We start from the raw sequence: 12291 nt of genomic DNA, 5'->3' as shown, positions 1-12291 counted from the left end.
GGAGATCAACCATGTTCAAGAACGCGTTCGGAGTCGTGCAGAAGGTCGGCAAATCGCTGATGCTGCCCGTCGCGGTGCTGCCCGTGGCCGGACTGTTGCTCGGCCTGGGCGCGACCGACTTCCACGGTTACGTGCCGGCCATCGTGCTCGCGCTCATGAAGAACGCAGGCGACGTGATCTTCGGCAACCTGCCGCTGATCTTCGCGATCGGCGTTGCGCTCGGCTTCACCGAGAACGATGGCGTTTCAGGCGTCGCCGCGACGATCGGCTACCTCGTCATGACGGCGACCCTGGGCGTGATCGCCAAGGCGGAAGGCGTCGAGCCCGACACGATCATGGGCATCCCGTCGATCCAGACCGGCGTGTTCGGCGGCATCCTGGCGGGCGGCCTGGCGGCATGGATGTTCAACCGCTACTACAGGATCGCGCTGCCGGCCTATCTCGGCTTCTTCGCGGGCAAGCGCTTCGTGCCGATCGTGACGGCCATCGGAGCCATCGTGCTCGGCGGGATCCTGTCCGTCGTGTGGCCGCCGATCGGCAGCGCGATCAAGGCGTTTTCGCAGTGGGCGGCGGTTTCGGATCCGCGCACCGCGGCGACGGTCTACGGCTTCGTCGAGCGTCTGCTGATTCCGTTCGGCCTGCACCACATCTGGAACGTGCCGTTCTTCTTCGAGGCGGGCAGCTTCATGGACCCGACGACCGGCAAGGTTGTTCACGGCGACATCAACCGCTTCTTCGCGGGCGATCCCACCGCCGGCATCCTGGCGGGCGCGTTCCTGTTCAAGATGTTCGGCCTGCCAGCCGCTGCGATTGCAATCTGGCACTGCGCCAAGCCGGAGAAGAAGGTCTCCGTCGGCGGCATCATGGTCTCGGCCGCGCTGACTTCGTTCCTCACCGGCATCACCGAGCCGATCGAATTCGCCTTCCTTTTCGTTGCCCCGGTCCTCTACTTCATCCACGCGTGCCTCGCGGCGTCGGCGCAGTTCGTTGCCAACACCTTGAACATGCACATGGGGTTCACTTTCTCGCAGGGCGGCATCGACTTCCTGATGTTCAACCTGATCGGCAACAAGGCGACTCACGCCTGGTACGTCTTCATCCTCGGTCCGATCTACGCCGTCATCTATTACTGCGTGTTCCGCTTCGTGATTACCCGCTTCGACCTCAAGACGCCGGGCCGCGAGGACGACACAGTCGAAACAGCCACAGTCGGCACGAGCGGCGTTGGCGGACGTTCGCGCGAACTCGTGCTCGCCTTCGGTGGCCGTTCCAACATCCGGAGCCTCGACGCCTGCATCACGCGTCTGCGCATCACGGTGGACAATCCGGCGCTCGTCAACGACGGCAAACTCAAGGCGCTCGGTGCAGCGGGCGTGGTGCGCGTTGGTAACGGCGTGCAGGCGATCTTCGGGCCGCTGTCGGAGAACATGAAGACCGACATGCAGGAATACCTGAAAACGGCAGGCAGCGAAGCTGAACTCGCGCCGGTCGGTACGCCTGCTGCTGAAGCCGCGGCTCCGGTTGCAGCCGCCGCGATTCCAGCGCAAAGCCCGACGCAGCAGACGGTGCGTGCGGAAAAGATCCGCGCAGCGCTGGGTGGCGCCGCCAACATTCAGAAGCTCGAAGCGCTTGCCGCCACGCGGCTGCGCGTCGTGCTGTCCGACGCGTCCCGGCTCGACACCGCCGCGCTGAAGGCGGCCGGCGTCCCCGCGACGCAATCGTTCAGCAGCGGCGAGCTGGACCTGATCGTCGGACTGGAGGCGGAAAGCCTGGCAGGCGCGATGCGATAAGCGCCGGCAATCAACCCTGGCAATTGAGGACGCCTGCATTCGTCCAGGCGGAAAAAGGGTGCGAGAAGATGGTTTGCCTGAGCATTGAAGGACGCCAAGTCGAGGCCCCGGCCAATTGCTCGATCCTGCAGGCCTTCGTGCATGCAGGGGAGACGCTTGTCGAGGGCGTCGGCTGCATGGGCCAGGGGGTATGCGGCTCATGCCGCGTCATGGTCCGGCGCAGCGGCGAACAGGAGGTGAAGACTGAGCTTGCCTGCGAGACCCTGATCGAAGACGGTATGCAGGTGGCATTCCTCGATTACTTCACTGCTTCGGCACGTCACGTGTACCGCATCGAGGACATCCGCGACAGCTGGCAGACGTTGCGCGCGATCTCCGAAATATTCCCTGAAGCCTCTCACTGTCGCCACTGCAACGGCTGCGATCGCGCCTGTCCGAAGGGCCTTGAGGTGCAGCGCGGCGTGAATCTCGCCGTGGACGGCAAGCTGGCCGCGTCGAGCGAGGTGTTCGACGAATGCGTGATGTGTAATCTCTGCACGCTCGCCTGCCCCGAACATATCAGGCCGAATCATCTCGGCCTGTTCGTGCGAAGAACGATTGCAGCGCTGTCGCTGCGGCCGGCCAATCTCATGCGGCGGCTGCAGCAGATCGAAAGCGGTGAGATGAAGATCGATTTCGATGCGCCGGGCGCGCAGCCGCCGCGCTGACCAGATCGAAAGATCATGCCCATCAGCATTCCTTATGAAGTCGCACGCAAGCGCTACCGTGCCGGTGTAACGCCCTCGGTACGCAGCGATGACGCGTCCGTCGATGAACTGCTCAAGGGCTATCACCCCGACCACGGGTCCAATGCGCACGTTGCACTTAGCGTCGGGGTGAACCGCGGAGCGCCCTGTCAGCACGATCTTGCCCGCTATCTTCAAGCCAATGCGCTGATCGACGACGTCGACCTGGCCGGCGCGCAGCTCGTGACCACCGATGTGCTTGTCATCGGCGGCGGCGGCGGCGGATGCGCCGCGGCGCTCACCGCGGCAAAGCAAGGTGCGCGCGTGATGCTCGCGACCAAGCTGCGGCTGGGCGACAGCAACACCGTGATGGCCGAAGGCGGAATCCAGGCCGCCGTCGGAGAGGACGACAGCCCCCAACTGCACTTCGAGGACACGCTGCGCGCCGGGCACTTCTGCGGCGAGCCCGAACTCGTGGCGCAGATGGTGATGGACGGCCCCGATGTGATTCGCTGGCTGATCCAGCTCGGCATGATGTTCGACCTGGAAGAAGACCAGCCTCTTGGCGGCAACCTGCTGCGCAAAAAGCCCGGAGGCGCGTCGGCCGCGCGCATTCTCTCCTATCGGGACTACACCGGGTTGGAGATGATGCGCGTGCTGCGCGAGGCGGTGGATCTCGATCCGGGCATCGACGTGTGGAACCGCTGCCCCGTCGTCGAATTGCTGTCCGATGAGCGGGGGCGCTGCGCCGGGGCCGTGATCTACAACCTGGAATGGCGCACCTTCTCGCTGGTGCGCGCACATGCGGTGATCCTCGCCACCGGCGGCGCCGGGCGGCTGCACCTCAATTCCTTTCCGACGTCCAACCACTACGGCGCCACCGCCGACGGACTCGTACTCGCCTATCGAATCGGCGCACACCTGCGCGAACTCGACTCGTTCCAGTATCACCCCACCGGCATCGCCTATCCGACCCACCTCGCGGGCGGACTCATCTCGGAAGCCGCGCGCTCCGCCGGCGCCAGGCTGATTAACGGCGAGGGCGAGCGCTTCGTGGACGAACTCAAGCCGCGTGACATCGTGGCTTCGGCGATCCTGCGCGAATGTGCGCAAGGGCGCGGCATCGAACGCGATGGGCAGATCGGCGTATTTCTCGACACCCCGACGCTCGAACTGGAGAATCCAGGCATTCTGGAAAGGCGTCTAGTGACGCTGCGCCATCTCGCGCATAAGTGCGGTCACGATGCAGCGCAGGAGCCTTTCCTCGTCTACCCGACCCTGCACTACCAGAACGGCGGCGTGACGATCGACAAGGAAGGCGCAACGAGCGTCCCCGGCCTGTATTGCGTCGGCGAGGTCACGGGCGGCATTCACGGACGCAACCGGCTGATGGGCAACGCCCTGCTCGACATCCTGAGCATGGGGCGCCGTGCCGGAGCCTCGGCGGCGCAATCGCGGGGACGCTTCGTGGCGAGCCGTGCCGGCATCGGCCACGTTCACGCGTGGCAGCGGCAACTGACTTTGGCCGGGCTGCCCTTGCACGTGAAGGCGCCGCAGCTCTTTCCGGACTACGCCCATTTCGATCTGCGGGTCGATGCCGGCTTGCGCCCGAGCGCGCGTGCGGATGCGCCGAGCGGCATCCGCTGATGCGATCCACGGAACGCGACAATGGAACAGCTTAATCAGGTTCTTCTGAGGGACGATATCCGGGTCGGCGCGGACCTGGATGCGTGGCTTGCGCGCGGTGGCGGAGAAGGGCTCGCCAAGGCGCTGCAGGACCCGGGGGCAATCATCGCCGAAATCGCCGACGCGGATTTGCGCGGTATGGGCGGCGCCGGGTTTGCGACACATCGCAAATGGATGCCGGTCGCCGCCGCTCGTGAAGGCGACAAATACATCATCTGCAATGGCAACGAAGACGAGCCCGGCACGTTCAAGGACCGCTTTCTCCTGGAGCACACGCCGCATCAGGTCATCGAGGGCGCGCTGATTGCTGCGGTGGCGACCCGTGCGAATCACGTGATCCTCTACGTCAACCCGCATCAGCCGCTCTGCCTCGCAGCGACACGTCAAGCGGCGCAGCAGTGGCAACCGCATCCATTGTTCGTCGCGGTCGAGCGGCTGGTCGGCGGCCCGGTAGCACTTCGCGTCGTGCCGAGTTCGGGCCTGTACATCGGCGGCGAGGAAACCGCCGTGATTGCAAGCGTGGAAGGCGGGTTTCCGTTTCCACGTCGCAAGCCGCCTTTCCCTGCTGAAGTGGGCGTGCATGGCGCGCCGACCATTGTGAACAACACCGAAACACTCGCACACGTACCGGGGATTTTGCGCCATGGCGCGCAGTGGTACCGCGACCTGGGCATAGGGAACGCAGCCGGAACCAAGCTCTACTCGCTCTCGGGCGACGTCCTGCATCCCGGTCTGTATGAATTGCCAATGGGCACGAGCCTCGCGTCGCTCGTCTTTCAGTACGGCGGCGGGATGTTGTTGGGCAAGGAATTCAAGGCGGTTTTCACAGGTGGCCCGTCCAACACCTTGTTGACGAAGCGCGACCTCGACGTTGCGCTGGATTTCGACTCAGTGCGGCAACGCCGCTCGCGTCTCGGGACCGGTGCGATGATCGTCGTGTCGGAAGGCACCAGCATCGTCCGTAAGGTCGCCGAGTATGTGAGCTTCTTTGCCCAGGGTTCGTGCGGACAGTGCCCGCCCTGCAAGGGCGGAACCTTTCAACTGATGCGGCTCCTCAATCGGCTCGACACCGGACGCGCTGTTCGCGCTGATCTCGAAGCGTTGGAGAATCTATGCCGCATCCTTCCTGGCAGCGGACGCTGCGGTCTGATCGACGGCGCGGTGACGGTGGTGGAGAGTTCCGTCAACCAGTTCCGGGAAGAGTATGAGGCGCTTCTGATGGGATAGATGTTGACGCCAATGCCAATGCCGATGCCGATGCGCCGGTTCGAGCGGAATCATCAGCCGCCTGACACTGCTGTATCAGGTCCTCATGGAGTCGACGTTTCTGCTCGAAGTCATGCATGCCGTACCAGGAGAGCCCACCTTCACGTCTGATGTAACCTTCCACGTTCCAGTTCAAAGTGCAGCCGCTAGCAGGACCGAAGTACGGCGACGATTGATAAGTTCGGGTATTTCGCCGCTCTTATCGCTGTGACTTTCGTGTCGACTGGTTCGCTAGTTTTGGATGCCACCGGAACCGCAACATCACCCCTCTTCGAGAACGACAACACTGCGCGCTTGCACGGTACATGCGCCGCTTTCGACGCTCGCATCGCCGGCGCGCGAAACGATATCGCGCGGCGGTGCGGCTGCGGTATCGACAATGCGCCGCCACTGCCGCTTTTCTTCGAGGACGGGAAGCGCAACCACACGCGCGGCACCGCCCATGTTGAACACCACATTCAGCAGCGGCTCGCCGGGCGTTTCCCCGCCGAGCGTGAAAGCGAGGAGACGGCCCTCGGGATCGCCAAACTCAGGAGCGTCCAGGCACTCGCCATGCCACGCGATATCGGGATGCGTCTGCCCGCTCGACGGACGCCCGGTTAAGAAACGCCGGTGGCGCAGGCTCGCATGGCGCTTGCGCAACGCGATGAACTCACGCGTGAAGCGCAGCATTCTGCAAGCCCGATCCGAGAGCCCCCAGTCTATCCACGACAGCGCGTTGTCCTGGCAAAAAGCGTTGTTGTTTCCGTGCTGACTTCGCAGGAACTCGTCGCCTGCCAGGATCATCGGCACACCCTGGCTCAGGAGCAGGATCGCCATGAAGTTACTAGCCTGTCGATGGCGCAGTTCGATGATCTGCGCATCGTCTGTCGCGCCTTCGGCGCCGCAATTCCACGACAGGTTGTCGTTGCTGCCGTCCCGGTTGTCCTCTCCATTGGCCTCGTTGTGCTTTGCGTTATAGCTGACGAGATCGCTCAGCGTGAAGCCATCGTGGCACGTAAAGAAATTGATGCCGTTGGACGGCAGCCTGCCGTCGTCCTGATAGAGATCGGCGCTTCCGGCCACACACGTGGCGACCTGCCCAACGAGTCCAGGATCGCCCCGCACAAAACGGCGGATCACATCACGGTACCGTCCGTTCCATTCCGCCCATGCCATGCCGGGAAAGGCACCCAGATGATAGAGGCCGGCCGCATCCCACGCCTCCGCGATCAGCGACACGCGAGACAGCGCGGGCGACGCCTCGATCGCCCACGGCAGCGGCGGCACAGTCATCAATTCGCCGCGCGGGCCGCGTGCGAAGACGCTCGCGAGGTCGAACCGGAAACCGTCGACGCCCAGTTCACGCACCCAGTATTCGAGGCACTGCACGATGAACGCGCACACCAGCGGATGATTGCAGTTCACCGTATTGCCGCAGCCCGTATAGTCGCGGTAAGGCTGGCCGACGGCCGGATCGAAATGGTAGAAGATGTCGTTCGCGAGAACCTTGAAGTTGATCACTGGACCGGTCGTGCCCGCTTCCGCCGTATGATTGAACACCACGTCGAGCAGTACGCCGATTCCCGCCGCATGCAAGGCGTCGACGAGCGAGCGGAACTCCTGCGGTGCAAGCGCTGGTTCCACACAGTAACGCGGGTGCAGGCTATAAAAGCTGTGGGTGCTGTATCCCCAGTAATTCCGCAGGCCCCTCGCAGCCACTGCGGGGGGAACGTCCTGCTCGTCGAAAGCCATCACCGGCATCAGCTCCACATGAGTCACGCCGAGTTGCTGCAGATAGGGGATTTTTTCGATCAGACCCGCGAACGTGCCGGGATATCCAACACCACTCGAAGGATGACGGGTAAAGCCGCCGACGTGCAGTTCGTAGATGATTGCGTCGTCCAGCGTGCGGACGCCCGCTGCGTCGGGCGTGCAGACCGGTTCGGTGACGATGGCCCTCAATGACGCGCGACCGGTGTCGGCCGGATCTGCAGCGCGCTGTCGGTTCCAGAGAAGATCGCTCACTGCGCGCGCCTGAGGATCGAGAAGCTCTCTGCGACCAGCGGATTCGTCGCTGATCTGCGGCAAATCATGCGGGCCGTGCGCGCGCCACGTGTAATAACAGTGCAACGGCAGATTTTCCACCAACACATGCCAGTAGAAAAACGTGCGATTGGTTTCGGGCGCGAGCGAAATCACCTGAAACGGCTCCGGACTGTCCGGACCGGCGTAAATGAGAAGCTCGACTTCCGTTGCGTGGCGGCAGAACACGCAGAAGTTGACGCCGCCGGATACGAGCGTCGCGCCAGGCGGGAATCTCGAACCCGGCTGCAATGCGTAGCTGCGTTCCATCGCGGCTTTATGGCTCGGCAAGGTTTACTTTCATCGCGCGGGCGTCCCAGATGCGCTCGCAGTACTTGCGGATCGCACTATCGGAAGACAGAGGCCCCGAGCGAGCCCTATTCGCAATCGACATTCGGGTCCGTTGGCGTGCGTCCCGCCACACAGTGCTCACGCGTTCCGCCTCGTGCCGGAGCACGTCGCTGCGCTTTTCGCTCGACGCGCTCTCTGCCTCGCAAGCGGCGTTGACTGCGGGGACATCGTTCATGATTGCTCCCTCGAGTTGCTCCGGCGCGGGCGCCAGTAGCGCAAGACCAGTCGGCGATTTCGACTCGTCCGGCATCCGGCTGACGCTTCCGAGCAGTCTGCGGCTATCCGTTGTTTTGATGCAGTCCCGCAGGTTCGCTTTTTTATTGCCTATAGGCCTCTCGTGCACTATGCAATGATATGTTGAGCAATGAAGTTTGCAAGAAAATCCCCGCGGCGGCGTAGACAACTCACTGGTCAATACGGCTATCGCAGCTTCATTGTTTCAGGCGTAGCGAATACATCTGACAGCAACTCGCACCTGCATTCGTTCATCAAGCCGCGCGGCGCAATGCTCGATGAGAACGGAGGTTGCCAGGCCCGATCACCGGTAGCGGAGTACTCCCATGCTTAACCGACTTGCATTCCTGACCGTGTGTACCGCGGTGTTGGTGCTCACGGGTTGCACCGAGCCGTACCGGCAGGTCGAGGCTGGCGCGGACCAGTCCGTACTCGTTGCCCGCCTGGGTCCGCCCAAGGAAACCTACGATCTGCCGAACGGCGGCAAGCGCCTGATGTGGCCGACTCAACCCATGGGTATGACAACAACCGCAGCCGACATCGACGCTTCCGGCAAAGTGCTAAGTGTTCGGCAAGTACTTCGGGACAACGAGTTCAATCGGGCGGAAGTGGGAAAGTGGACTCGGAACGACGTGCTCGTCAACTTTGGCCGTCCATTCGAAACCGCCTACTTCAAGCGCGTGAACAGAGAGGTGTGGTCATACCGGTACGTGGAGAACAACATCGAACATCTGATATACAACTTTTACTTCGACGATCAGGGGGTCCTGCGACAAACGCAGAGATCGCCCGATCCACAATTCGATCCAAGCCAGCGCACCCTGTTCTAGCGACACCAGGCGGACCTGATTCGGGTGAACTGATTGGAGCGTTCCGCATGCGCTGACCGGTGCGCACGTCGAAACGTGGCGTATGGCGAAGACGCCTGAATACGCCCGATCTCGCCGTGAGCGAGAGAATGCAGCATTGCTCATTGCTCGCCTCGAGCGCACACCGAACCTCGGCCGCTTGCGACCATGGCGGCGCTCGCCGTTCGGTTTCGAACCGGGCGCCGCGTGACCGCAAGCGAATTGCGCTTCGCATTTCCGCGCGCAACGCGGCATGCCGCACGAAGCTTGCTTCGCGAGCCACCCTTTTGCAGTCGCCGCTCTAGAGTGTTCGCGACAAGCGCTCCAAGGTCGAACTGACTGAAATGACCGACGCGATCGCGGAACGCGGCGACGCCGAACTCCCGCTGTCCAGTGACTCAGTCGGGCAAGCATTGCTAATGCTGCGATGTGCCGTTCAGAAGGCTCTTCAGTCGCATCACTCCCTCGTCGGATTCAGCTTGAATCCGCGCGCGCAGAAAAAGCCAGTTGAGTATCGCGAACCACAAAGACGGCGCGCGATAAGTGAACTCGCGCTCGAAGCGTGTTCCGTCCGCGGTCGATGTCAGTGAATAAGTGACGCTGCCCGCCGGCCTGCGATCGATTACTCCCTCTATGGTCCACTTGCGTGGAGGCTCACGTGCGATGACCGTCCACACCACACTGCCGCGCCTGCCCGCCACGAGAAATTCTTCGACCACTCGCTCGCCTGGTTCCAGCGGATGGTCAACGGCGCCTCTGACCGCGAGCGATGACGGATGCCAGACCGGCCAGTGAGCCGGTGTCGTGACATAGTCGAATACGACTGCGGGCGGACGTTGAATCGATGCGACCGTAACGATGTGCGTGTCGAGCCTCACCTTTTGCGGCAACGGGACAACGAGCAACGCAATGACGGCGAACAACGCCAATATTGCCGTCAGGTATCGGGGCAGGTTTCTGTTGGCGCTTTTCACTGGCGAGGCCTACCTGTCAATGAAACGCGCGCAAGGCCTCGTCCGCGACAGCAAGGCGCGACGCCATGACCTTGACTACGAAGCGATGAAATTGCTGTGCGCTCACCGGATCATCGTGTTCGAGCGCATGCAACGACTCGAGCGTCAAACGCCGCACGCGCGCGGGCTCCTCCGCGAGAACGTCCGCGCTACGCGCCTGCTGCGTGTACACCGCCATTTCGCCGACGATCGTACCCGGCCCGAACGAGCGCAGCCTGAGGGATCTCCCGCCCGCAAGCGGCAATAAAACAGCAACACGGCCGCGCTCGACAAAGTACACAGCGTCGCCCGGTTCGCCTTGACGGAATACCGGCTGCCCCGCGCCCAGTTCGCGAACGTCCAGCAGGGCCAGCAGTCTGTCGAGCGCGCATGGTGTGAAATGCGGCGCGAGCATCGTCTGGAAATCCTCGCCTGCGTGAGGCAGCGCGCGTAAATCCGACCCAAGCAGCGTATCTTCGACCCATTCCAGGCCGGCATCCAGCGTCGCGAACTCGTGAATCCGGAGGTTCAGGGTGCCGGTCTTCGTGAGCAGTTCGCGCGAGCGTGTCGGCAGCCCCGTCAACACCAGGTCCGCATCATTCGTCGCGCACAGTTGCCGGAGCTTGACGAAGCTGGCCGATACCGACGCGTCCATGCCGTTGGTCAAAGCAAAGTCGAGCACGACAAACCGGACAGGCATCCCCCTTTGCTTGACCAACCGTTCGCGCACCCGGTGCAGGATCGAATTGGCCGTGCCAAAGAACAGGAACCCCTGCAAACAGGTTCCGCACACCTGTGCGCCGAGTTCCTGCAGCCGTCTGGTTGCCTCGATACTGCGCTCGACATTCGATGCGCGTGTACTGCCATCGAACTCCATCCGAACGCAACTGACGCGGCCGTACAGCAGGGCGAACATCACACATGCGGCGATGACCCCCGCCACCACACCCGTGACGACGCCATAGAACGCAATCGCTCCCAGGATAAGCGGTACAAGCAGATACTCGTGCCAATTGAGCTTGCCGTACGCACCAATCAGCCACTGGATCAACAGACGCAGTCCCATGAAGAGTTGCAGCCCGACCAGTACCGGCACCGGGAATAGCGCCACCAGGCCAGGCGAGACGGCCAGCACGAACAGGCACGCGAGGGCCGCGAATACGCCCGCCAGACGACTGGTCGCGCCCGCACGGGCGTTGAGCATCGATCGGTTGAACGACTGGTAACCAACCATCCCGCCCAGCATCCCGCTCGCGATGTTGGCGATGCCGGCTGCGCGCATCTCGCGGTTCAGATCGATGTCTTCTCCGGTGGCCGTGCCAATCGCCGTCGAATTCATCAGGATCGTGATGGCCGCGATCGACGTGACAACGAATGTCTCCGGCAAGTGCGCGGCAATTGCGGACCAGTCGACACTTCCGTGCGCCAGCGATGCTGGCAGGTGCAGCTCGGGAATCCGAAAGGGGTGCAGTGGCACGCGCGGAAGCAACAGGCGCGTCTCGCGGGCGTCGTCGATCGACAGGCCTGAGACAAACAGCAGCACGTAGAACAGCGCGATGCCGAGTGCAAGGGTGATCGGTAACGCCGCTGCATGTTTCCAGGTGTGCGTCAGCAGTGTGGCTAACGTACCCACCACGAAAGCGGGCGTCCACACCAGCCAGTTCAGATGCGTCACCAGCGGCAATGTGTGCCAGCTCAACGGCTCGCCGGTCACGACTCGAAACGCGCCCGCCAGCAGCAGATAGCCCGTGCCGGCAAGGAAACCGCCCACGACCGGGTAAGGCAGGAATTGCAGGGAACGGCTGCGCCTGGACGAGCCGACCGCATACAGAATGACGCCCGTCACCACCGAACACAACGCAATCGCGAACAGTACCGTCAACAGGATGGTCTGCGGTGTGCCACCGTCAGCCCGCACGCTGCTCGCGACGCCTGCCGCGACACCGGCAAGAAAGGCCGCCGCGTTGCCGTCGGGTCCGGCGATATTCATGCGCATCGAACTCATCAACGCGATCACGAGTGCCGTCACGACGCAACTGATGAAGGCGGTGGGTACGCCAAGCCCGGCGTAATGCGCGAGATCCGCGCTGAAGATCAGCGTGCCGAGACTCATTGCGTAAGAGAGCATGACCAGCATCGACACCATGCCGGCCGTCAGATCTCCGGCCAGCCCCCGGATGCGCAAACCGGATCGGACCTCGGATGAGGAACCTGTCGTAGCTGGCTTCACAGTGTTTCCCGTGAGGGCGGACACAAGCTCGCCTGGACTGAGCAGTTCGCGCCCCGAGCTGCGGTTGCGCCGGGTTCGAACGTCACCCATCGTTGCGGATGACGA

The 12291-nt window shown here is 62.9% G+C and carries 9 protein-coding genes; 5 read left to right on the top strand and 4 right to left on the bottom strand.

Going from position 1 to position 12291, the window contains the following annotated elements:
- Window positions 1–11: 11 nt before the first annotated feature.
- The 4 genes from ptsG (at window position 12) to FVF58_RS21200 (ending at window position 5428) form a co-directional block, all read left to right on the top strand.
- Window positions 12–1790 carry a PTS glucose transporter subunit IIBC gene (gene ptsG / locus FVF58_RS21215; protein ID WP_149671805.1) on the top strand — a complete coding sequence of 593 codons (1779 nt, stop codon included), beginning with the start codon at window positions 12–14 and terminating at the stop codon, window positions 1788–1790.
- A 68-nt stretch (window positions 1791–1858) separates the two neighbouring features.
- Complete coding sequence (locus FVF58_RS21210; protein ID WP_149671804.1) at window positions 1859–2497, top strand: 2Fe-2S iron-sulfur cluster-binding protein; 639 nt, start codon at window positions 1859–1861, stop codon at window positions 2495–2497.
- Between the two features lie 15 nt (window positions 2498–2512).
- On the top strand, window positions 2513–4162 hold the full coding sequence (locus FVF58_RS21205; RefSeq protein ID WP_149671803.1) for an FAD-binding protein: 1650 nt from the start codon (window positions 2513–2515) through the stop codon (window positions 4160–4162).
- Window positions 4163–4183: 21 nt separating this feature from the next.
- On the top strand, window positions 4184–5428 hold the full coding sequence (locus FVF58_RS21200) for a complex I 51 kDa subunit family protein (RefSeq protein WP_149671802.1): 1245 nt from the start codon (window positions 4184–4186) through the stop codon (window positions 5426–5428).
- Window positions 5429–5728: 300 nt separating this feature from the next.
- Here the strand turns inward: FVF58_RS21200 and FVF58_RS21195 are convergent, their stop codons facing one another.
- Window positions 5729–7801 carry a glycogen debranching protein gene (locus FVF58_RS21195; RefSeq protein WP_149671835.1) on the bottom strand — a complete coding sequence of 691 codons (2073 nt, stop codon included), beginning with the start codon at window positions 7799–7801 and terminating at the stop codon, window positions 5729–5731.
- Between the two features lie 7 nt (window positions 7802–7808).
- Complete coding sequence (locus FVF58_RS54225) at window positions 7809–8057, bottom strand: glycogen/starch/alpha-glucan phosphorylase (RefSeq protein ID WP_281291240.1); 249 nt, start codon at window positions 8055–8057, stop codon at window positions 7809–7811.
- 385 nt (window positions 8058–8442) lie between these two features.
- On the opposite strand from FVF58_RS54225, the gene FVF58_RS21185 reads away from it, so the two are divergent.
- On the top strand, window positions 8443–8946 hold the full coding sequence (locus FVF58_RS21185; RefSeq protein ID WP_149671800.1) for a hypothetical protein: 504 nt from the start codon (window positions 8443–8445) through the stop codon (window positions 8944–8946).
- Between the two features lie 434 nt (window positions 8947–9380).
- Here FVF58_RS21185 and FVF58_RS21180 read toward each other — a convergent pair whose 3' ends face one another.
- Together FVF58_RS21180 and FVF58_RS21175 are read right to left on the bottom strand one after the other, a co-directional pair.
- Window positions 9381–9938 (bottom strand): SRPBCC family protein, encoded by a 558-nt coding sequence (locus tag FVF58_RS21180; RefSeq protein WP_246217141.1) that lies wholly within the window; start codon window positions 9936–9938, stop codon window positions 9381–9383.
- Between the two features lie 16 nt (window positions 9939–9954).
- Complete coding sequence (locus FVF58_RS21175; protein WP_149671799.1) at window positions 9955–12186, bottom strand: SulP family inorganic anion transporter; 2232 nt, start codon at window positions 12184–12186, stop codon at window positions 9955–9957.
- Between the last annotated feature and the right edge of the window lie 105 nt (window positions 12187–12291).

The sequence above is a fragment of the Paraburkholderia panacisoli genome (assembly GCF_008369935.1).
Lineage (GTDB): Bacteria > Pseudomonadota > Gammaproteobacteria > Burkholderiales > Burkholderiaceae > Paraburkholderia > Paraburkholderia panacisoli.
This window is presented reverse-complemented; position numbering and strand designations above follow the sequence as displayed.

What these genes read in the sequence shown, in the direction of transcription:
- ptsG (WP_149671805.1), top strand. Translation starts at nt 12, where the DNA reads ATGTTCAAGAACGCGTTCGGAGTCGTGCAGAAGGTCGGCAAATCGCTG.
- FVF58_RS21210 (WP_149671804.1), top strand. Translation starts at nt 1,859, where the DNA reads ATGGTTTGCCTGAGCATTGAAGGACGCCAAGTCGAGGCCCCGGCCAAT.
- FVF58_RS21205 (WP_149671803.1), top strand. Translation starts at nt 2,513, where the DNA reads ATGCCCATCAGCATTCCTTATGAAGTCGCACGCAAGCGCTACCGTGCC.
- FVF58_RS21200 (WP_149671802.1), top strand. Translation starts at nt 4,184, where the DNA reads ATGGAACAGCTTAATCAGGTTCTTCTGAGGGACGATATCCGGGTCGGC.
- FVF58_RS21195 (WP_149671835.1), bottom strand. Translation starts at nt 7,801, where the DNA reads ATGGAACGCAGCTACGCATTGCAGCCGGGTTCGAGATTCCCGCCTGGC.
- FVF58_RS54225 (WP_281291240.1), bottom strand. Translation starts at nt 8,057, where the DNA reads ATGAACGATGTCCCCGCAGTCAACGCCGCTTGCGAGGCAGAGAGCGCG.
- FVF58_RS21185 (WP_149671800.1), top strand. Translation starts at nt 8,443, where the DNA reads ATGCTTAACCGACTTGCATTCCTGACCGTGTGTACCGCGGTGTTGGTG.